16 protein-coding genes are annotated in these 20,931 nt (G+C 61.7%); 7 read left to right on the top strand and 9 right to left on the bottom strand.

Going from position 1 to position 20,931, the window contains the following annotated elements:
• Window positions 1-268: 268 nt before the first annotated feature.
• Window positions 269-2,920 carry an EAL domain-containing protein gene (locus tag AB6O04_RS08615; RefSeq protein ID WP_368563447.1) on the top strand — a complete coding sequence of 884 codons (2,652 nt, stop codon included), beginning with the start codon at window positions 269-271 and terminating at the stop codon, window positions 2,918-2,920.
• Between the two features lie 541 nt (window positions 2,921-3,461).
• On the opposite strand, the gene AB6O04_RS08610 is transcribed toward AB6O04_RS08615, so the two are convergent.
• The 6 genes from AB6O04_RS08610 to AB6O04_RS08585 all read right to left on the bottom strand — a co-directional run bounded on the left by AB6O04_RS08610 (window position 3,462) and on the right by AB6O04_RS08585 (window position 8,965).
• Window positions 3,462-3,923 carry a hypothetical protein gene (locus AB6O04_RS08610; RefSeq protein WP_368563446.1) on the bottom strand — a complete coding sequence of 154 codons (462 nt, stop codon included), beginning with the start codon at window positions 3,921-3,923 and terminating at the stop codon, window positions 3,462-3,464.
• A 329-nt stretch (window positions 3,924-4,252) separates the two neighbouring features.
• On the bottom strand, window positions 4,253-5,065 hold the full coding sequence (locus tag AB6O04_RS08605) for a YaiO family outer membrane beta-barrel protein (protein ID WP_368563445.1): 813 nt from the start codon (window positions 5,063-5,065) through the stop codon (window positions 4,253-4,255).
• Complete coding sequence (locus AB6O04_RS08600; RefSeq protein ID WP_368563444.1) at window positions 5,043-5,672, bottom strand: acetyltransferase; 630 nt, start codon at window positions 5,670-5,672, stop codon at window positions 5,043-5,045. Before AB6O04_RS08600 ends, AB6O04_RS08605 begins: the two co-directional genes overlap by 23 nt.
• Window positions 5,653-6,798, bottom strand: coding sequence for a glycosyltransferase family 2 protein (locus AB6O04_RS08595; protein WP_368563443.1), 1,146 nt, complete (start codon window positions 6,796-6,798; stop codon window positions 5,653-5,655). Before AB6O04_RS08595 ends, AB6O04_RS08600 begins: the two co-directional genes overlap by 20 nt.
• A 5-nt stretch (window positions 6,799-6,803) precedes the next feature.
• Entirely contained in the window at window positions 6,804-7,508 is a 705-nt protein-coding gene (locus tag AB6O04_RS08590; protein ID WP_368563442.1) for a PIG-L deacetylase family protein, read from the bottom strand.
• 653 nt (window positions 7,509-8,161) lie between these two features.
• Window positions 8,162-8,965: an EAL domain-containing protein gene (locus AB6O04_RS08585; protein WP_368563441.1), complete on the bottom strand. Its 804-nt coding sequence runs from the start codon at window positions 8,963-8,965 to the stop codon at window positions 8,162-8,164.
• 398 nt (window positions 8,966-9,363) lie between these two features.
• Between AB6O04_RS08585 and AB6O04_RS08580 the strand changes: the two genes are divergently transcribed.
• Entirely contained in the window at window positions 9,364-9,819 is a 456-nt protein-coding gene (locus tag AB6O04_RS08580) for a transposase (protein ID WP_368563440.1), read from the top strand.
• Window positions 9,820-10,745: 926 nt separating this feature from the next.
• On the opposite strand, the gene AB6O04_RS08575 is transcribed toward AB6O04_RS08580, so the two are convergent.
• Entirely contained in the window at window positions 10,746-14,378 is a 3,633-nt protein-coding gene (locus AB6O04_RS08575) for a transporter substrate-binding domain-containing protein (protein ID WP_368563439.1), read from the bottom strand.
• A gap of 79 nt (window positions 14,379-14,457) precedes the next feature.
• On the opposite strand from AB6O04_RS08575, the gene AB6O04_RS08570 reads away from it, so the two are divergent.
• Entirely contained in the window at window positions 14,458-15,102 is a 645-nt protein-coding gene (locus AB6O04_RS08570; RefSeq protein WP_368563438.1) for a response regulator, read from the top strand.
• 71 nt (window positions 15,103-15,173) lie between these two features.
• Here AB6O04_RS08570 and AB6O04_RS08565 read toward each other — a convergent pair whose 3' ends face one another.
• Together AB6O04_RS08565 and yihA are read right to left on the bottom strand one after the other, a co-directional pair.
• On the bottom strand, window positions 15,174-16,553 hold the full coding sequence (locus tag AB6O04_RS08565; RefSeq protein WP_368563437.1) for a glutamate--cysteine ligase: 1,380 nt from the start codon (window positions 16,551-16,553) through the stop codon (window positions 15,174-15,176).
• 258 nt (window positions 16,554-16,811) lie between these two features.
• Entirely contained in the window at window positions 16,812-17,441 is a 630-nt protein-coding gene (yihA, locus tag AB6O04_RS08560) for a ribosome biogenesis GTP-binding protein YihA/YsxC (RefSeq protein WP_368563436.1), read from the bottom strand.
• 165 nt (window positions 17,442-17,606) lie between these two features.
• Here yihA and AB6O04_RS08555 point away from each other — a divergent pair, with 165 nt between their 5' ends.
• From AB6O04_RS08555 to AB6O04_RS08540, 4 genes are all read left to right on the top strand, one after another.
• Window positions 17,607-18,398 carry a cytochrome c gene (locus tag AB6O04_RS08555; RefSeq protein WP_368563435.1) on the top strand — a complete coding sequence of 264 codons (792 nt, stop codon included), beginning with the start codon at window positions 17,607-17,609 and terminating at the stop codon, window positions 18,396-18,398.
• Between the two features lie 113 nt (window positions 18,399-18,511).
• Window positions 18,512-19,168: a thiol:disulfide interchange protein DsbA/DsbL gene (locus AB6O04_RS08550; RefSeq protein ID WP_368563434.1), complete on the top strand. Its 657-nt coding sequence runs from the start codon at window positions 18,512-18,514 to the stop codon at window positions 19,166-19,168.
• A 101-nt stretch (window positions 19,169-19,269) separates the two neighbouring features.
• Window positions 19,270-20,094, top strand: coding sequence for a thiol:disulfide interchange protein DsbA/DsbL (locus tag AB6O04_RS08545; protein WP_368563433.1), 825 nt, complete (start codon window positions 19,270-19,272; stop codon window positions 20,092-20,094).
• A 33-nt stretch (window positions 20,095-20,127) separates the two neighbouring features.
• Complete coding sequence (locus AB6O04_RS08540) at window positions 20,128-20,898, top strand: endonuclease/exonuclease/phosphatase family protein (RefSeq protein ID WP_368563432.1); 771 nt, start codon at window positions 20,128-20,130, stop codon at window positions 20,896-20,898.
• Window positions 20,899-20,931: the final 33 nt, after the last annotated feature.

The raw sequence follows: 20,931 nt of genomic DNA, 5'->3' as shown, positions 1-20,931 counted from the left end.
AAAGTCCGTCAAGCAAGACTTTGAACGGCTCCAACAACCACCTCTCGCCACCTTCATCTCTGCCATCAAGCGCGGCGGTCAAGATAGCCGGGGATCGGCCGATAGCGTTCCAAGGCTAGCCAATTCACCCAGCCCGCCAAAGCTGGCACATCCATTGCTTAACAACATACAAGCCCACCGATACAGGCACTGGTGAAAGACGGGCCAAAACTGTCGTTCATTCTTCTTGTCAACGCCGGGTTCCAGGCGCGAGGGCGTTCAGATGCCGATGACGGCAAAGCATCAACCGGAAACCGCAACCCCGTCCGACGACATGCAGATGTTGCTCGGATTGCCGCCGGCTGCCTGGGCTTCCGTGGTGCTCATCCTCGGCTTGTTGTTAACCGGTCTGGCCGCCTATCGCGAATGGCACGACACGCGTGAACGCACCCATGCCCTGCACAACGCCATGGCCGACATCAGCGTGACCCGCCTGCGGGAGCCGCTTGAGCAGGCGGCGACAAAACTGCGAGCGCTGCAGACGGTATTTCTTTCCAACCACGACATCGATCAGGCCGTCTTCGCCCAATACAACGACAATCTGCGCACGGCCACGCTGCCCAGCCAGGTGATCACCGGATTCGCCCGCCGCGGCGCCCGCCAGGCGGATCGGGACAGCTACCTCTACGAGTTCATCGTGCCCTACCGCGGCAATGAAGTGCTGCTGGGCCTGGACATCGCCAGCCAGCCGGGCAACCTGCAAGCGTTGTACCGTGCCCGGGACACGGATCAACCGGTCGTCTCATCGCCATTCGCGTTGCGGCAGTTCCCGGCCGGTTCGCCCGATTCAATGGGGATCGTGGTTCGTCTGCCGGTGTATTCCAATGGCGCGCTTCCCGGCACCGTCGCCGAACGCAGGCAGCGCGAAATCGGCTCGCTGGCGATCAGCCTGCGCTTGCGTGCGTTGGTGGAGCAAGCGCTGCACGGGCCCGTGCTGGATACGTTCCGGGTACGCGTCAGCGACATAACCGACGGACCCACCCCGCCGTTCTTTGACTCAGCCGCGCCAATCCCGAGCAACACCGCGCTGTACCCGCGCACCTTGGATTTCGGTGGGCGGCGCTGGTCGGTCGATCTACGCCCGCGCCTGGTTCCGGTGGAGAACAGCCGACTGTCGGTCATCGTCTTCACCGGTGTTGTCATCAGTGCGTTGTTGTCGTTGTTGTTGTGGTCGTTGGCCACCACCCGTCACCGTGCGGTCGCGCTGGGACAGAAGCTGACGACACGTTACCGGGAAGTCGAAAACCGGTTCCGCACGCTCAACGAATTGTTGCCCGCATTGGTGCTGCTGGCCGACGCGAACGAAGGACGCATTCTTTACGCCAATCAGGCGGCGCGGTTGCGACTGGGGGAAACGGAGCATGCCGGCGCCACCTTGTCGTCGCTTTTCGCCGACCCGTCGCTGCGCCTTCGCGCCAATGGCCTGGATTTGGCGGCCGGCGATTGGAGCAATGTCGAAGCGGTGCTTATTACGCCGGCCGGCGGGCAATTCTGGGCCAACACCTCCATTGCACGAGTAGAAATGGAAGGCCGCGAACACCTGCTGATGGTCGCCACCGACATCTCGGAGCAGCGCCAACTGACCGAGATGCTCAGCTACCAGGCCGCGCACGACACCTTGACGGAGCTGTTCAACCGTCGTGAGTTCGAACGGCGGTTGGAGAATGCCCTGGCCGAACGCCGTGTCGGCGGCGACCCGTGCGCCCTGCTCTACATCGACCTGGATCAGTTCAAACTGATCAACGACATCTCCGGCCATATGGCGGGTGATCAATTGCTGGCGCAGCTGGCATTGACCATGCGCCAGCAATTGCGCACCGGCGATGTCCTGGCCCGTCTGGGCGGCGACGAGTTCGGGCTGATCGCCTTCCGCGTGGATGCCGAAGGCGCACGCGTGCTGGCCGAGCGTCTGCGCGAATGCATCGAAGCGCTGATGTTCGTTTGGGAAGGCCGTACCTACACCATCAGCGCCAGCGTCGGCGTGGTGGTGGTGGACCATGGCGAACCCACGCTCAAGGACTTGCTGGCCTGGGCCGACACCGCGTGCTACCAGGCCAAGGAGAACGGTCGCAACCGCGTCCACGTCTATCGCCAGGACAACGAGACCACACGCCGGCAGAGCGAAATGGAATGGGCCAACCGCCTGCGCTGGGAAGTGGAAGAAGACCGCCTGCTGCTGGACTACCAGGAGATCGTGCCGCTGGTTGGCAGCGACAATGACCCAGCGCGCATCGAGCTGCTGCTGCGCCTTCGCGATGAACAAGGTGGTCTGGTGCTGCCGGGCACCTTCCTGCCGGCAGCCGAGCGCTACAGCCTGATGCCCACCGTGGACCGCTGGGTAATCCAGACCGCGCTGGCCAACTTCAATCATCTGCACCCTTCCGGCGAACAGTTGGGTATTTGCGCCATCAACCTGTCCGGCGCCAGCATCGAAGACAGCGGCCTGGCCGATTTCATCCTGGAGCTGATTCGCCGCCATGCGGTGCCACCGCAGAAACTCTGCTTCGAAATCACCGAGACGGTAGCGGTGCGCAATCTGCTCAAGGTGGTGAACGTCATCGAGCGCCTGCGCGATGCCGGCTGCCTGATCGCGCTGGACGATTTCGGCGCGGGCATGTCCTCGTTCGGCTATTTGAAGAACCTGCCGGTGGACATTATCAAGATCGACGGCAGTTTTATTCGCGATCTGGAATCGGATTCGATGAGCCGCACCATCGTCAACGCCATTGCGCAGATCGGCCATCAGCGCGGGCTGAAAGTAGTCGCCGAATGGGTCAGCAGCGAAGCGCTGGCGCGTACGCTGGGTACGCTGGGCGTTGATTTCGGACAAGGGTTTGCGTTGCACCGCCCGGAGCGGGTGAGTTTTCAGCGGGAAGAGTGATGGTTGGATTGCGTTCAAGGGCAATTCCATCAAAGCAAACAACCATGACCCTGTAGGAGCGCCGTCCCGGCGCGAGCTCTTGCGTTATCGGATCGCCGACGGAAGAGCTCGCGGCGGGACGCCGCTCCTACAAAAGCAAACGCCTACAAAAGCGGAAGCCCTTGACCTTGTAGGAGCGCCGTCTCGGCGCGAGCTTTTGCTTCTATCCCACCGCCGAAGCAAGAGCTCGCGGCGGGACGCCGCTCCGCGCCCCGGTAGCCGTTCAATGCGCGCGATCAAGAGCGCGCCGCAGCGCGCCACGATGGCGAACAGGCAAGCTTCAATCGTCCTTGGCTTTATTGCGATCTGAACGAAGAGCTCGCGGCGAGGACGCCGCTCCTACAAAAACAAACGCCCATGACCGTAGGAGCGCCGTCTCGGCGCGAGCTCTTGCTTTTCTCCAACAACAAGGCAAGAGCTCGCGGCGGGACGCCGCTCCTACAGAAGCAAACGCCTACAAAAAGCGCCGTCCATTGACGTGCAACCCTGCAAGCCAGGTAATTTACCCAACCTGCCGCTGGTCTGGCAGCTGAAGATTGCCCGAAGGCCGCAAAAGGCTCCGGGCCACAACGGCCATCGGAACGCCCACCACCACCGCCGTGGTCACAATGTCAGCCAAGCCGTGATAGCCCTGGTACAGCATCAGCAGGACATAGCACACCAGCGATCCGTACCACACAAACTTCCGCCGCGGAGTATTCATGGCAAGGAAGATGACCAGCGTCAACGCCAAGGCCGTGTGCGTGCTGTAGTCGAGGCCGAGCGCCGGCCAAAGTTGGTACCGAGCGTCCAGGATCATCAAACCGTAGGTCAACACCAGCGCCACGGCAAACGCCAGCAGGCGTAGGCCCGTCAGCTGCCATTGCTTGCGGAATCCGCCTACTACGATGACGGCGATGGACAGTACTCCCAGTAATGGAGTGTAGACATCGGCGATCGCATCCAGCGTTTCGAAGCTTGGCACTTCTTTTCTCCTAACCGACGGGTAGTTCCCAACGACTGCCTACATTGTCGTGGGAAACGAACCTTTCCTCCATAGGGACGGCTCTAAATTCGGCAGCCAGTCGAACAAGAAGCTCATGACCAGTAGGAGCGCCGTCTCGGCGCGAGCTTTTGCTTTTGTCGGACCAATTAAGCAAGAGCTCGCGGCGGGACGCCGCTCCCACAAAAAGCAAAGGCTCATGACCTGTAGGAGCGCCGTCTCGGCGCGAGCTTTTGCTTTTGCCCGACCAATGAAGCAAGAGCTCGCGGCGGGACGCCGCTCCTACAAGAGCCGGGAATGCTCTCGCAAAATTACCAATTCAGCGTGACGCCCACTTTGGCCGCTACGCCATCGAATTTCGTGGCGGGTGTTTCGTACCAGACTTTACCGACGGAGGCGTCCAGCGCCCATTTTTGCGTCAGCGGTTGAACACGGCGGAAGGTTGCGCTACGAAGCTTACCGTCTTGCAATTCGTCCATCCAATCGTATTCATGGACGGAGGTACCCTTGCCCAACCATAGCTGGGTCGAGCCGGTACCACTGTTGTCCTTGAGACGAAGCGACACGACATTGCCATGGCTGTTGGTGCCAGAGGATCGGCGGTAACCGGTATACCGGTATGAAGCCGACAATCTGTCGAGATAGTACGTTGCACCCGCCGACAATCCGGTAACGGAAACGTCTCCGTGGTATTTCGAATACCTGCCCCCCACCGTCAGCACGGTGTTAGGAATGACCTTGAGGTTGAAGTCGTGAACCGCTTCGCGATTCACGAACACCGGGTCATCGGTAGAAAGCGTGACAGCGGTGCGCGTGGACAACTTTGGGTTCCAATCGTGGTAAGCCGTGCCCTGAAACCGCGAGCCCGAGAACTCCACGTCGTTACCATAGTCCCGCTTGCCGCCAGCGGCGCCGAGCACAAGGGTGGTAGCGTCGAACGAACCCACGGTTTCCACATTCAACACATTTCGGTGACCGTGGCCGTTGGAATAATCGACGTGCTCGACCGACGCGGTCGCTTTATCGAAGCCAGCCTGCGCCGCGGTGGCGCTGCACGCGAAAACGAGAGTGGCGATAGCACAACTAGAAAGAGTTCTCACATCAATGTCCTGTAGTTTGATCATGTAAAGCGACGGTCTGCTGCATGAGCCTGTACCTGCCGGATGGCAGGTTCTTGGCGACCGTAATGCGGGGTTCGAACAGAGTGTCCGGGGCGATGGTGCGACCCGGCAGCACAATTACCTGGATTCCGAGCGACGCGCGTGCGCCGATCAGAGCGCCCAACTTTTCAAGGCCGGTGTCGACGAGCTCGCCATCCGCCATGGCGCGGATGGTTTGACGGTCGAGGCGGTGATTGCTGGTACGTACCTGCGCGCCCAGATACGCACCGGCTTCGATCTTGCTGTCGGCGATGAAGCACTGCGGACCGATCGATACGTTTTCTTCAATGACGGCGTTCTTGATCTCCGTCGCGAACCCGATCCGGCTGCCATCTCCAAGGCGGAGCGGACCACGAATCATCGCCAGGTTGCCCACCAGGCAGTCATCACCAATCCAGACCGGGCCCTGTATATAGGCGCCGTGGCAGATTTTGGCTCTCGCGCCCACATAGACATCGCCCATCAGCGTGGCGGTGGGTGCCACGTCTGCCGTTGGGTGTATGAAGCGCGGACTGCTCTTGAAATGCCGGGTCAATTCGCCGGCCTGCTGGTCAAGCGTTTTCCACCACATCTCGGTACCTCGTTGGTTTGTCACGCATCGGTTCTTTACCTGTCACCAAGCCCTTGAGCCCATGAACCAGCCAGACGGAATAGGCAAGCAACACATAGAACACGGCCAGTGGTGCCAAAGGGATCAGCGCCCACTTACGGTGATGCGCGGCGCTGAACGCGCCAACCAACATCACCACTGCTACCCAAAGAAGCGGGAACAGCACGAATGCGAGACCCGCAGGACCGTTCTCGATGAGCGCGTTCGCCCAACTCGTGGCATAGGTCCAGAGCCCGAGAAAGACCACCATTACCATCGGCAAGATGCTGCCGATTCCATAGCGGGTGAAGAGAAGACGCTTATGCAGACGCATGCAGACCGCATAGCCAACGATCCAGCGGCGCCAGCGCTTCCATTCGTCGCGCAACGTGTTGCACTCCTGCGGATAGACGATGCAGCGATTGGCCTGGCGAATCTTGTAGCCGCGCGTGACCAAGGTCCACGTCAGGTCGAGATCTTCCACCTTGGTGCGGTCGGAAAACGCGTTCTTCCGCAGGACTTCGGTCCTGAACATGCCGCAAGCGCCCGAAATCAGGAACGGCGCGCCGCCCAGCAGCTGCTGGAACGTACGCTTGATGATGATCATCGGCAGCTTGACCGTTGCACGTATGCATGGCAGGAGACCGGCGCCGCGCAAGTTCGAAGAAGGAATGCCGCCGACCGCGTCCGCACCGGCTTCTATCTCCGCCAGCATGTAGCCCAGACCATCTTTGTCGTGCGGTACGTAAGTGTCGGCATCGCTCAGAAAGACCTGATCGGCCGTGACGTACCGCAGGCCATTCATGATCGCGCCGCCCTTGCCTGTGTTGGCCTGATTGACGGCAATAAGCCGGCCATCCCACTTGTCCGCCATACGTGCAAGCACGCCGGCCGTATCATCGGTCGATCCATCGTTCACGCAGATCACGCGATGGATGTACGGGTTCTGCAGTAGATTCGTCAACGAGGACTCCAGACAGGGCTCCTCGTTGAACGCGGGGATGATCGCGTCGACAGCGCTATGCTTTTTGCTTGCCTTCCGTCGCCAACCTGCGAGGAGATAGGCTAGTACGATCGCGCACATCGAAAAGAAGAAGATCGTCTTCATGGCGGTTACAGCACCAGCCGGTAGGGAATGAAGCCCTCGCACGGCCCGGTTCCGATCTGCTGCCCACGGAAATCAGCCAGGCAACGGACCTGGTTTTCCTGCATGTAGGCACGCGCTTGCTGGCTGGCGTGGATCTTTAGCGCAGTGATCTTCCGGTTCAGCGAAAACTCGACATCCTCGAATACAGTCGGAACGAAGTTTGGCCAGGAGCTGGGCGTTTCGTAGCAAAGCACCTGCGGCACGCTCCGGCAGGCCACAATTGACGCCTCAAACGCAGTACGGTGATCCTGATGCCGGTCCTCGCGAAACATGGTGTAGACGCGGTCCGGCTGGATGCGAGCGCATTCGCGTTCGATAGCATCAACGATGTCGCCGAGCGCCTCGGCCAATCGGGTATCGGAAAAGCCGCACTGCACGATGTCCTGTACGCCGAGCGCATGCAGCGAGTCACGCGTTTCGGCACAACGATCGTCGCCGGTAACGTTTCCTCGGTCGCCATGGGACAGGATCAGCGCATATACTTCCACGCCCTTCTCTGCCAGTTTGGCCAGGCTGCCACCACATCCGAGTTCGATGTCGTCAGGATGAGCGCCTATGGCAAGCACTCGTTTGATGTTTTTCATTGAGCTGTCGGAGATATCGTTAGGTCTGCTTTCGCAGAGGCGGATTGGATGACGGCGGAGTTTTATCGATGAACGTAGCGGAATCACGGCGGCTATCCATGCCGAACATCTGCTGGCTCAACCACCGCGCAGCCGCAATCAGCCAGATCAATGCCTGGCCTGATGCCTTGATTAGGACGTGATCAGCGGCGCGAATCGGGGCTGTGATGATCCCCGAGTAGCAAACCACCACCCGTTGCCCTGTTCGACTTGCCGCGCTGACCGTATGTCAGTCGATGCCGCTATTTTCCTGACGGGGTATCGCGGAGGACATAGAGAAATTGCTAAACGCACTCACAGGACCGCATGCATCGGCGACGAGGCGAGTCGCCGCGGCTCTTTACGCGCTTTTTTATATCCGACCGCCATGAATGTGCTCGCGGCGGGGCGCCGCTCCGCGCCCCGGTAGCCGTTCAGTGCACACGGTCAAGAACGCGCCGCAGCGCGACCGGGTGGCGAACAGGCAGCCACCGTGGGCATGGCGTGGGGCCGACCCACGTCCCGTGAACCCTCACGTAGAGCGCCGTTTCGGCGCGAGCTTTTGCTTCCGTCGAACCGCCGTGGGAAGAGCTCGCGGCGGGACGCCGCTCCTACAGAAGCAAACGCCTACAAGGGCTAAGGCTTACAAAAAACAGACGCCCATCAGAACGAAGCAACCACGATCATGCGGCGACGAAATGTCACGCATGACGAATAACAACCTAGTGCGCGTTCACGACCGTCAGGGCCTGCGCCACATCGAGCGGCAATGGAAATTGCCGGCCTTGCAGGAGCTTGAATCCCAGATCCATGGCGATTTTCACGCAATGAGGACTGGCAATCCCACACGCAACGGCTTGTGCACCGTTCGCCATTGCCCACTCCAGTTTCTCTCGCAACACCGTTTCGCAGTCCGCATCCCGCCTAGCCATCGCGATGACAGCACGCCCTACCAGGATCGTGCTGCGACTGATATCCAGTTTGTCGATGTCTATCCCGGTCATGGATGCCAGGTCGAAGGCGATGCCGAATCCGCGCTCTTGAATGGCACGCGCGCCATGAAGCATCTGGATGTCCCAGTTGGCTGTCTGCCGCTGGCTGAAACGCAGGCGAATGCAAGCCGGTACCAAGCCGCTGTCAGCCACCCAGGCCGCGCAGCGCCGGCGCAGCGCGTCATTCAAAAGCAGTTCCTGCGGCGCATCCACCGTGCACGGTATCGGCCGGCCGAGGTCCAACAAGCGCCGCTGCAACGTCAAGATTCTGACCATGCTTCTGCAGAAGAGCAGCCATTCCAAACCGGCATCGTGTACGGCACTGGCAAAATGTGATTTATCCAATCGCCCTACTGCCGGATGCAACAGTTCTACCGTGATTGCTCCGCCTCTCAGGTTATGCCGAAGGCCGTACTCCGGCAGCATCCCGATCTGCAGGCCACCGCGCCGGACCAGCGCCGCGGCCACGATGCCGTCCATCTGGGTGGCGGTTTCTTCCAGACGGTATTGCAGTGGCTCCAACTCGCTATGCATGCGTGTTCCTTGCAGCCTTGTAAGTGGCGGGACGCGCGGGGTTGTTCGTCACGTCAGAAGGGAAGTTACACATCTCTGCTTTGCGGGTGAATAGACGTTTATCGATAAATTCTCTCTGCCGTGTAGCGCCAACATGCGAAGAGAGTCTCCGTAGGAGCGCCGTCTCGGCGCGAGCTCTTGCATTTGCTTTTACCCGAACCATCAAGGAAGAGCTCGCGGCGGGACGCCGCTCCTACAGGGTTATGGGCGTTTTATTTTTGTAGGAGCGGCGTCCCGCCGCGAGCTCTCGCTTCTAAGATTCCCACAGATCAAACCGGCATCGCCCGATACCGCATGGCGGATGAGTGGGACATCTTCCGGTGACGCCAAGAAATAACGGCAATCCAAAGGAATCCATCATGTCGCCAACCTCCTGCCAGCTGCGCCGTGGCCGTTACAGCGGTACGGGGCATGCCTACTTGTTGACGGTGTGTTGCCATCAGAGGCACCCATTGCTGCAACGCGAGTGCGCAGCAGGCATCGTGCTGGATTCCGCACAATGGCTGGATCAGAAAGGGCGAATGGAATCGCTTGCCGTGGTCGTCATGCCGGACCACGTGCATCTGGTCATGCGATTGACCACGGAGCCATTGGCCACGTTGATGCGGAGCATGAAGAGCTTTACCGCTCATGAAATCAAGCGCGCGTTGGTTCGCAATGAACCGGTTTGGCAGCGGGGATATCATGATCGCGGACTACGTGACGAGAAAGGTATCCGCGCCGCCGTGGATTATTGCTTGCAGAATCCTGTCCGTGCCGGATTGGTTGATGATTTTCATCAACACCCTCATTGGTGGTGCCGTTGGGAGGTTTGAGCGGCCAACGATTTGTAGGAGCGTCGTCTAGACGCGAGCTTTTGATTGGGTCGGGCGGTGTGAGGAAGAGCTCGCGGCGGGGCGCCGCTCCTACAAGAGCGAAGGCCGCTCTTACAAATGCGAAACGCACATGACCGTAGGAGCGCCGTCTCGGCGCGAGCTCTTGCTTTTATCCGAACCGCCATGGAAGAGCTCGCGGCGGGACGCTGCTCCTACAAGGGCGAACGCCCCTCTTACAAATGCGAAACACTCATGACCGTAGGAGCGCCGTCTCGGCGCGAGCTTTTGATTGGTCGGGCGGTGTGGGAAGAGCTCGCGGCGGGACGCCGAGAACTTGGAAACATCAAAGGACATGGGTGGTTGAATCGTCGCTGGCTGCGTTTGAGCAGAAGGAAGGCGAGACCTGCCTTCTGCCGATTCCCGGATGTACGACCGAATGGGGCGGCTGGTCGCGAGGTGTGGCTGGAACGGGAAATCTGTCTGTCCACCGTTGCGGAGTGCCTATCGCAGCATGGCGGCGCCACGCTCTGCCATGTCCTTTAGCGAGCGTGAGCCCAGGCTTGCACGCGGTGGATTAGGTGGGAATGCAACAAGTACGAAAGGGGTGTGGAGGAATTGGGAACGATAAGATGGGGATGTAGGAGCGCCGTCCTCGGCGCGAGCTTCTGATTTTGGCGCGATTTGATGGGAAGAGCTCGCGGCGGGACGCCGCTCCTACAACGGCATAGGCCTACAAGAGCCAATGCAGAAGGAAAGCCGATGATTTTGTAGGAGCGCCGTCTCGGCGCGAGCTTTTCGCTTTTGTGCGATCTGACGGGAAGAGCTCGCGGCGGGACGCCGCTCCTACAAAAGCGGACCGCAAAGCGCGGGGTGGTGATGTTGGGCGCCGAAGGACCATGTAGGAGCGACGTTAGTCGCGATCCGCTCTAATCCACTGCCAATGCCTGTACCAGCGCCGCCACCTGCTGGCCGAATGCTGCAACGGCGGCGGCATGGGGGGCGAGTCCGTCGCGTTGGATTTCATCTATCAACGTGCGCGCCTTGACGGCATGACTTTCCGCTCCCACGGCACCGATGCCGCCGGCGATACGGTGAAGGCGCTCGCTGACGCTCTTCGCATCATCGGTCTGCAGGGCTATGCGTAGTTCATCCAGGTCTTCGCGGGTTGTCGCGGCGAGACTATCCAGCAGGCGCTGCGCGACTTCTGCTGAACCAAAGCGCTGATTCAACGTTTGGCGATCAAGCGCCGGCGACAGCGACCGCTCGGCATTGCCTGCAACCGGATCGACAACGGAATCGATAGCCGGCTGACCGATATCGCTCTCAGCAGGTTGATCCGCACCTGCCAGCCAACGCGCCAGGCACTCGCGCAGCGCCGGCAATGCGGCGGGCTTGGCCAGGAAATCATCCATGCCCGCTTCGCGGCAACGTTTCGCTTCCTCCGGCAAGGCGCTGGCGGTCAGGGCGATGACGGGCAGGTGCGCGCCACCTAGCTCGCGCTCGCGGCGGCGGATTTCGCGGGTAAGGCTGTAGCCATCCATGCGTGGCATCTGGCAATCGGTGATCACGGCGTCGAACCGCTCGGCTTCCAGTGCCTGCAGTGCCTCCACTCCGTCGACCGCGACCCGGCTTTGCAGGCCGAGCTGCTGCATTCGCCACACCATCAGGTCGCGATTGACCGGATGATCCTCGACGATCAGCACGCGCCGATTGCTCCAGTCGGCTGCCATTGATGCTGTCGAGGGTATCGATGCTGCACCGTCGGTCATGGTGTCTGCCGCGAGCACCGGCAGATCCAGCACCACGTCCATTCGTGTGCCCTGCCCCGCCACGCTGTGCATGCTGAGTTCGCCGTCCATCAGATCCACCAATCGCCGGCAGATGCTCAAGCCAAGGCCGGTGCCGCCATAGCGCCGGATGGTGGAGCTTTCGGCTTGCGCGAAGGGCTGGAACAGGCGCGCTTGTTGTTCGGGTGTCACGCCGATGCCGGTGTCGGATACCGACAAGCGTAGCCGTTGTACGCCGTTCTCTTCGCCAAGCAGTACGAGCGCGACGGATACCTCGCCGTGTTCGGTGAACTTGATGGCATTGCCCAACAGATTGAACAGGATCTGGCGCAGCCGCACGCCATCGGCGCGGTGGCGTTGCGCGATGTTCGCGTCGATCTGGCAATGCATTCGCAAACCCTTGCCCGTTGCCTGCGCGGACAGCAGCTGCTGCACGTTGTCGATGACATCGCGCAGGCTCACCGTCGTGGCCTCCAGCGTCAAAGCACCCGCTTCCATCCTGGAGAAATCCAGTATGTCGTCGAGAATCTGCCGCAGCATCTGCGCGGAATCCTCGATGGTCGTCAGCACGCGCTGCTGCTCGCGATCCAGCGGTGTGTGGGCCAGCATTTCCAGCATGCCGAGCACGCCGCTCATCGGCGTGCGTATCTCGTGGCTCATCGTCGCCAGAAATTCCGCCTTGGCGGCCGTCGCGCGCTCGGCAATGGCCTTGGCGGTCTCCAGAGCGTCGGCTTGCGCATGCGCGTCGGTGACATCGATCCAGTAGCCGCTCCACAGCAGGGCACCGTCTTCCGAACGATGCGGCAAGCCACGCGAGCGCACCCATCGCCAGCCCCGGTTGGACAGACCACGGAATTCAATGTCGATCGGGCCGGAAACCGCAGCCGCGTCTTCCATCGCCTGCACAAGCCTTGGCTGATCGTCCGGGTGCACCCGCGCGAACACATCGCGCTCGTCGCGCAAGGCTTGTTCGACGGTGAGACCGAACAGCGAGGGCACGTCCCCTACGATGAAAGGAAATGTCACCGTGCCGTCATCGGTACGTTTAGCCTGGTAGACCACCGCGGGCAGGTTGCCGGTGACTTCCTCCAGGCGCTTCTCGACCCGGCGCCGCTCATCCACTTCGCGACGGAGCCGCCAATGTCCCATGCCGTGTACCAGGCCGGCGGTCAGCAGCACCAGTAGCAATGGGACCACCCATTTCAGCAAGGTGCGCCATTGCAGCCCGGTGCGGTACTCCACTGCCAACCAGTCGCCGCGTATGGCTTCACGCTCGCGCGGGGTCATGCTGATCAGCAGCCGGTCGAATGCCGTTGCCAGCGACGCGTACTCCCCCCGCACCGCGAGCGTAAGCCGGTCGTCGATGCCGGCGGGCGCGGCGATATGCAGCTGCCCGGAATAGCGATCACGCAGGAGCTTGTCCACTGCTGCCAAATTGCCGATATATGCATCGGCGCGGCCGGTACGCAGCAGTTCCAGTGCTTGCGTCGCACTGCCCGCGAATACCGTGGTGGCTTGTGGCGCCTGCGCCAATACCATCGGCTGCAGTCGCTCCGGATCCGACAAGGCCACCCGCAGTCCATCCAGGTCGCGGATATCGAGCACGCTGTCGCCGCCGTCGCGCATGACAATCACATTGGGGACGGTCAGGAACGGTTGACTGAACACCCAGCCTTCCTCCGGCGATACGCTTTCGTCTGGAACGCCCATCACCACATCCAGATCGCCGCGACGCATCTTGTCGCGTATTTCCCGCCAATCCGCGACCGGTACCCGCTGCAGATTGGCGCCCGCCGCCCGGAAACGCCTCAAATACTCTTCGGCCAGACCGCTCGGCAAACCGTCTTCATCGAGAAACGAAATGGGCGCCCAGTTCGGCGCGAAGCCCAGGCGCAGCGGCTTTGCCATGGCCGCGGATTCCGCGTCGCTGATCGCCAGCCGTGCACTGTCTGCCCAATGCAACGGCTGCAGCCAGCGGGAGCGAATAGCGCGGTGCTGTGCATCGGGCATGGCTGCCAACGCGATATCCAGCGCTTCGGCCAGCGGCTGCTTCGCGTTGGGAACGGCAAAATGCAATGTGGACAGCGGCAGATTGCTTTGCCGCACCAAGCCAACGCGGGTGATGCCTTGGCTGGTCAGCAGGTTGGAAGCCACATAGGCGTTGCCCAGATACGCATCGGCTTGCCCGGAAGCGACCATGCGCAGTGCTTCCGCCGTATCGCCGGCTTCCAGGTGCCGGGCTGCCGGATATCTTTGCCGCACGGCTTCGCCGGTGGCGAAATCCTTCTCCGTCACCACTCGGACGCCTTTCAGATCGGCGTCGGCGGTCAACCGCGAGTCGCGTGGCTGCCCGACGAGCGCTACCGGCACCTCGACATATTGGCGGGTGAAGACCACGCATCGGGTCCGTTCCGGCGTAAGCGACAGGTTCATCAATACGTCGATTTCACCAGCGCAGGCAGCCTGCAGCATGTCCGACCAACTGGAAAAGCGACGGGTGCGTACTTCCAACCCCAAACGCTCAGCCAAATCCGTCAGGTAGTCATAGGCCAGCCCTTCGGGCTGTCCGTTTTTCAGCAGTTCAAACGGTGGCCAGCCGCTGTCGTACAATCCCACCACAATGGTGGGGTGCTGCTGCAACCACGCCATTTCTTGCTCGGACAGCGGCAGGCCACGTCCGTTTTCGCTGGCCTGGACCGGCGCGGCCATCAGCGGCAGCGCCAACAGCAACATGGCGGCCAACAGCCATCGACAGACAAGGTGCGAACGCATGCGGCAAGATCTCCTCGGTTCCATCTGTCCTCGCCTGTCGCAGCAGGCACCCACGCGCCACGGCTTTCAATAGTAGTCCATGCGCCTGCGCATCATTCTCGCCGATGATCATCCCGTGGTGCGCATTGGCGCACGCGCGGTCATCGAGGCCAGCGGCGTTGGCGATATCGTCGCGGAAGCGAGCGGCACCGACGAGTTGCTCAGTGCACTATCCACGCACACTTGCGATGTGCTGGTCACCGATTTCTCGATGCCAGGCGGGCAGCAGGCCGATGGCTTCGCCATGATCGAACTGATACGTCGCCGTTATCCCACGCTGCCAATCCTGATGCTCAGCATGGCCAGCAACCTGGGCATCCTGCGAATGGTCGTTGGCGCGGGCGTTTTAGGGCTGGTCGATAAAAGCGCTTCCATGGATGAGCTTCCCACGGCCATACAAACGGTTCACCGTGGTTCGCCCTATGTCAGTAGAACGCTGAAGCAGCGTGTCGCTGAGCTAGGCACCGAAGGGGTTTCCGCCAATGGCAAGAAATCACCTTCTCCGCGGGAATCGGAAGTTCTTCGCCTGCTTGCTTCGGGGATGACCGTCACTCAAATCGCCGAACAGTTGCACCGTAGCGTTACGACGATCAGCCGCCAGAAGAGCGATGCCATGCGCAAGCTCGGCATCAAGAACGACGCCGAGCTCTTCGAATTCCTGAAGACGGAAGGCCTGAGCGGTTGAACTGCAGCGCGCGGCGGGTAGTGTTTCCGCAGCCGCGCAGTGCTCCGCTAACCGAACTCAACCAACAAAACTCAGTAAGCGAACTCGCGGAAAACGCGGTCGATGTCGCCGTTCCATTCGCCACGGAACAGTTTGAGCTTGCGTTCGGCCGGCGTTTCGTTGGCTTCCACGATCTCGATCAGTGTGTCCAGGAAGCCGCTTTCGTCCACGCCTTTGCTGCCAATACGGGCGCGTCGCTGCAATCCACCGATCGCTATCTTCACCGCTTCCGCGGCCAAGTCGCGCACGGTACCGTTGCGGAACGGCAGCCGCAGGGCGTGCTTGGGCACGCCGTCGCGCAAGGCGTGGCGTTCTTCCCGCGAGAAGTCCTTGACCAGGTCCCACGCCGCGTCCAGCGCTGCGTCGTCGTACAACAGGCCCACCCAGAACGCAGGCAGCGCGCACAGGCGATTCCACGGGCCGCCGTCGGCGCCGCGCATCTCCAGGAATTTTTTCATGCGCACTTCCGGGAACGCGGTGGTCATGTGATCGGACCAGTCGCGCAGTGTCGGCAGCGCACCGGGCAGCACCGGCAATTCGCCCTTGAGGAAATCGCGGAAGCTCTGGCCGCTGGCGTCGTGATAAATGCCGTCGCGGTAGCTGAAATACATCGGCACGTCGAGCAGGTAGTCGACATAGCGTTCGTAACCGAAGCCGTCTTCGAATACGAAATCCAGCATGCCGGTGCGGTCCGGATCGGTATCGGTCCAGATATGCGAGCGGTAGCTCTGGTAGCCGTTGGGCTCGCCTTCGGTGAAAGGCGAGTCTGCGAACAACGCCGTCGCTACAGGCTGCAGCGCCAAAGACACGCGGAACTTTTTGACCATGTCCGCTTCGGTGGCGTAGTCCAGATTGACCTGCACGGTGCACGTGCGGGTCATCATGTCCAGGCCCAGCTTGCCGACCTTGGGCATGTAGCTTTTCATGATCTGGTAGCGACCCTTGGGCATCCAGGGCATGTCTTCGCGACGCCACTTGGGTTGGAAGCCCATGCCCAGGAAGCCGAGCTGCAGCTCATCGGCGACGGCTTTCATTTCCTTCAGGTGCGTGCCCACTTCCTTGCAGGTCTGGTGGATGTCTTCCACCGCCGCACCGGAAAGCTCCAGCTGGCCGGCCGGTTCCAGGGTCACCGATGCGCCGTCTTTGTGTAGCGCGATGACTCGGGCCGGTCCTTCTCCAATACGCTCTTCAATGGCTTCCCAGCCGAAGCGCGTCAAGCCTTTCAGCAACGCTTCGATGCCCCGTTCGCCGTCGAAAGCCGGCGGACGCAGATCGTCCAGCTGGAAGCCGAATTTCTCGTGCTCGGTACCAATGCGCCAATCGGATTCCGGCTTTTCGCCCGAGGCGATGTATTCCACCAATTGCGCGCGTTGAGTGATCGGCGTATCGGCGACGTGGCTGGGGCTCGACAAGGGCTGGCTCGCGCAATTAAGTAGGTGGACCGATGTGGGGATGAAGCGCCCCCACCGCAAGATCGGCACTATAGCCGCTCGGCTGCACGCGATCGTTGCCGCCAAAAGGCTGCTGTATTCCATGGACAGCTATTCGGCGGGCTTGAGCCCGCCTTATGTGTCTTGGTCGAGTAGACGCCTGGAGGCGCTCGTTCTGCGGAAACTCTTGGCGGATGAGCTTGCGATCTGGTGCGGCCATTCGGCGGGCTTGAGCCCGCCCTACGTGTTGTCGTCGACCGTGCTTTTTGGTGTCAACTCCAGCCAATCCGCCACCACCTTGCGCGCTTCTTCCACGCCTTGCCTGGATTCGGCGGAGAACGTCTGGAGGCTGACGGTGTCGCCGAATGCCGAGAACAGTTCTTTCTTCACCGCCTGCATGGCGTTGCCCTGCTGACCGCGCCCCAGCTTGTCGGCCTTGGTCAGCAGTGCGTGCGCGGGGAGGCCGCGCTTGACGGCATAGGTGAGCATCTGGCGGTCGTAGTCCCGCAGCGGGTGGCGGATATCCATCACCACCACCAGACCTCTCAATGCCTCGCGGGTGCGGAAGTACTGATCGAGGAAGGCTTGCCAGTGTGCCTGCAGGTCCTGCGGGACTTTGGCGTAGCCGTAGCCGGGCAGGTCTACCAGGTAGCGCTCGGGCCGCACTTCAAAGAAGACCAACTGCTGGGTACGGCCGGGTGTCTTCGACACACGGGCCAGCGCGTTGTGATTGGCCAGGGCGTTCAGGGCGCTGGACTTGCCGGCGTTGGAACGGCCGGCGAAGGCGACTTCGTACCCACCATCGGCCGGCAACTGCCGAGTGTTGTGGGCCGAAAGCAGGTAATGCGCGCTATTGAGGAGGTTCGACATCGCACTAGGATGGCACGCTCAGCACCGTGGCGGGCCGCTTTGCGACGGCCGTGGGCCTGCTGTCGCCTGTCTTCAATTGACCCCACGGCCCCCTGGCGACCATAATTCGCGGGTTTCGCGGCTGCCATTCGGTGCCGCTTTGTCATTGGTTCACGGAGCTCTAGCATGCGCCACGCTCGCGTTATGGGACTCGCCGGACTGGCCATCGTGGCTGTCGGTGCGGTCGCATTTGCACAAACCACCGTCGTTCCGGTGCCGGATAACGCCCCGGTGGAAACCGCGCCGCTGGACATCAATCTAAGCAAGACCACCTGGGGCGACGCCAAGGCCGGCCAGACCAAGGCCGCCGCCTGCGCTGCCTGCCATGGCGCGGACGGCAACCCGACCGATCCGCAGTACCCGCGCATTGCCGGCCAGAGCGAGCGCTACATGGCCCACCAGCTGGCGCTGTTCGCCTCGGGCGAGCGCAACACCGGGATGGCCGCGGTGATGGCGCCGTTTGCGAAGACCCTGAGCGCGCAGGACATGCGCGACGTGGGCGCGTATTTCGCCACCCAGAAGGCCGGCGCAGGACTGTCCGACGACAGCGTGATCGCCGATGGCCCCTACAAGGACATGAAGTTCTACGAAGTGGGCCAGAAGCTTTATCGCGGCGGCGATGCATCCCGCGGCGTACCCGCCTGCCTGGCATGCCATGGCCCCGCTGGCGCCGGCAACCCAGGCCCGGCCTACCCGCATGTCGGCGGGCAGATGCAGGACTACACCGTGCGCCGCCTGCAGGAATACCGGGCCGGCACCACCACCCAGAAAGACCCGGCTCTTTTCCACATCATGGCCCAGGTCGCCGCGCCACTGAGCGACCAGGAAATCCAGGCGCTGGCTAGTTATCTGCAAGGTCTGCACGACCGCGCCGACGATGAGGCGGTCGCCAAAGCTGGCAACGCCAAGAAAGGCTGAGCAAGCAGGCGGCGGAACTTACAGCCTCACGTAAGGTCTTAGCCATACGCTCCTGTTCATTACGCCGGCCCGATCATGGCCGGCGTTTCTTTTTCTGCCCCCGGAGAAATCAGATGAAATCCCGCCTGCTTCTGCTGTTGCTTGCCCTGTTACCAATGGTTGCTGGCGCGGCACCGGCCGCCGCTCCAGCCTTGGTCGAAGGAAAGGATTACGTCGTCATTCCCGATGGCAAGCCGTTCGCGCCACTCAACGGCAAAGTGGAGGTGGTGGAAGTCTTCGGCTACACCTGCATCCATTGCGCGCATCTGGAGCCGATCATCAGTGCGTGGAAGCGCAAGCAGCCTTCGTACGTCCGCTTCACGCCGGTACCGGCGGCTTTCGGCGGGTATTGGATTCCTTATGCGCGCGCCTACTACGCGGCGGAAATACTGGGTGTCCTGAACAAGACGCATGCCGATATGTTCAAGGCGTTGCACGAACGCAACGCTCTGCCCATCCAGAACGCCACGCCGGATGAGATCGCCGGTTTCTACGCTGGCCATGGCGTGGACCGCAAGAAATTCATCAGTACGCTGAACGGCCCGGCCGTGGACGGGCGCGTGGAGCGCTCGCGCGCGTTTGTCACGGCCGCTGGCGTGGAAGGCACGCCCAGCATCATCGTCAACGGCAAGTACCGGGTGACCGGCGGCCGCAACTACGACGACATGCTGCGCATTGCCGATCAGCTGGTCGCGCGGGAACGCAGCGCCAGCGGCAAAGCAGGCAAGTGAACCCCGTCATGGCGCGACAGCGGTCCGCCATGCAGAATCGAATCCTTGGCCGCGGCGGCTTGCCGGTTGCGGCGTCTTTCCTCTCCTATGGAGTTCGCGTGATGAAATACCGTGCCTTGCTGACGATGCTGGTCCTGCTGCCGTTGATGACCGCCTGCACCGGAAAGAACGACGGATCCGAAAACGTGTCCACCCCGTCGGCCGAAACAGCCCCGGCCGCTGATAGCGCCCCGGCTGCGCCGGCGGACACTGCCGCTCCGGCAACCGCCGCTGGCGAAGCGCCTGCGCAGGATGCTGCCACCGATGGCGCGGCACCCGCCGCTTCCGCCCCGGTCGCGCCGCCTGAAGGTCCGGCGCCGGTGCTGGGCAAGGACTACGTGGAAATCCCCAACGGCCAGCCCTATGCGCCGTTGAACGGCAAGATCGAAGTGGTGGAAGTATTCGGCTATGTCTGCCCGGCCTGCGCCCGATTCGCTCCTGACGTGGCGGCGTGGAAGAAGAAGCAGCCCGCCGACGTTCGCCTGACCTACGTGCCCGTGGCCTTTGCGGCGACATGGATGCCGTACGCCAAGGCGTTCTATGCGGCCGAGAGCAAGGGCCTGGTGGAAAAGACCCACGACGCCGTGTTCACCAAGATCCATCTGGAACGCAGCCTGCCCGGCGAAGGCCAAGCGCCCGATCCCGCCAAAGTGGCGGCCTTCTATGCTGGCTATGGCGTGGATGCGAAGGAATTCCAGGCGCTGATGAACAGTTTTGGCGTCGATGCCCAGGTCAACCGGGCCAAGCAATTCGCCATGAAGAGCGGTGTCGAAGGCACGCCTTCCATCGTAGTGAACGGCAAATATCGCGTGACCGGCGGCAACAGCTACGCCGATGTGCTGCGCATCGCCGATCATCTGATCGCCATGGAGCGCGCGGCCAAGTAAGGGGCTCCCCTCCCCTTCCCCTTCGTCCTTTTCATGACCACGACGCCCGACCAGCGACGCCTTCGGCTGCTCAGCGCCAATATCCAGGCCGGCTCCAGCACGCGCCGTTACAGCGACTATGTAACCCGCAGCTGGTCGCATGCGCTGCCCACCGGTAACAAGCGTGGCAGTCTGGATGTCATTGCGCAGCTGGCCGGCGAGCACGACATCGTCGGTCTGCAGGAAGCCGATCCCGGCAGTCTGCGCTCGGGCTTCACCAACCAGACGCATTACCTGGCCGAGCGTGCCGGCTTCGACTATTGGAGCCATCAGCCCAACCGCAGTGTCGGGCGTGTGGCTTCCAGCGCCAATGGCCTGCTGAGCAAGCTGGAACCGGTGGAAGTCGCCGACCATTCCCTGCCCGGCCGCATCAGCGGCCGTGGTGTTTTGCTGGCGCGCTTTGGCAGTGGCCGGGAAGGCCTGACGGTGGCGGTGGCGCATCTTTCATTAGGTGCAACTTCGCGTCGCGCGCAATTGGCCTTCATCGCCGAATTGCTGTCGGATCATCCGCATGCGGTGCTGATGGGTGATTTCAACTGCGTTCCCGAAACACCGGAAATGGAAGTGCTGTACAAGCGCACGCGCCTGCAGCCGCCCAAGATCTGCATTCCCACTTTCCCCAGCTGGCGTCCGCAGCGCGCCATCGACCACATCCTGGTCAGTGCCGATCTGGGCATCGACGGTACCCGCGCATTGCCGGCCGCCAATTCCGATCATTTAGCGCTCGCGTTGAGTATCGATGTTCCGGCGGCGGCGCTGCGTTGACAGAAGAGCAGCCGAGCAAGCTCGGCTCTACAA

This window comes from Pseudoxanthomonas sp. UTMC 1351 (genome assembly GCF_040948865.1).
GTDB lineage: Bacteria > Pseudomonadota > Gammaproteobacteria > Xanthomonadales > Xanthomonadaceae > Pseudoxanthomonas_A.
This window is presented reverse-complemented; position numbering and strand designations above follow the sequence as displayed.

Coding starts and splice junctions, on each gene's coding strand:
- yihA (WP_368563436.1), bottom strand. CDS start 17,441: ATGTCGAACCTCCTCAATAGCGCGCATTACCTGCTTTCGGCCCACAAC.
- AB6O04_RS08555 (WP_368563435.1), top strand. CDS start 17,607: ATGCGCCACGCTCGCGTTATGGGACTCGCCGGACTGGCCATCGTGGCT.
- AB6O04_RS08570 (WP_368563438.1), top strand. CDS start 14,458: ATGCGCCTGCGCATCATTCTCGCCGATGATCATCCCGTGGTGCGCATT.
- AB6O04_RS08615 (WP_368563447.1), top strand. CDS start 269: ATGACGGCAAAGCATCAACCGGAAACCGCAACCCCGTCCGACGACATG.
- AB6O04_RS08605 (WP_368563445.1), bottom strand. CDS start 5,065: ATGATCAAACTACAGGACATTGATGTGAGAACTCTTTCTAGTTGTGCT.
- AB6O04_RS08550 (WP_368563434.1), top strand. CDS start 18,512: ATGAAATCCCGCCTGCTTCTGCTGTTGCTTGCCCTGTTACCAATGGTT.
- AB6O04_RS08575 (WP_368563439.1), bottom strand. CDS start 14,378: ATGCGTTCGCACCTTGTCTGTCGATGGCTGTTGGCCGCCATGTTGCTG.
- AB6O04_RS08580 (WP_368563440.1), top strand. CDS start 9,364: ATGTCGCCAACCTCCTGCCAGCTGCGCCGTGGCCGTTACAGCGGTACG.
- AB6O04_RS08545 (WP_368563433.1), top strand. CDS start 19,270: ATGAAATACCGTGCCTTGCTGACGATGCTGGTCCTGCTGCCGTTGATG.
- AB6O04_RS08585 (WP_368563441.1), bottom strand. CDS start 8,965: ATGCATAGCGAGTTGGAGCCACTGCAATACCGTCTGGAAGAAACCGCC.
- AB6O04_RS08600 (WP_368563444.1), bottom strand. CDS start 5,672: ATGTGGTGGAAAACGCTTGACCAGCAGGCCGGCGAATTGACCCGGCAT.
- AB6O04_RS08595 (WP_368563443.1), bottom strand. CDS start 6,798: ATGAAGACGATCTTCTTCTTTTCGATGTGCGCGATCGTACTAGCCTAT.
- AB6O04_RS08540 (WP_368563432.1), top strand. CDS start 20,128: ATGACCACGACGCCCGACCAGCGACGCCTTCGGCTGCTCAGCGCCAAT.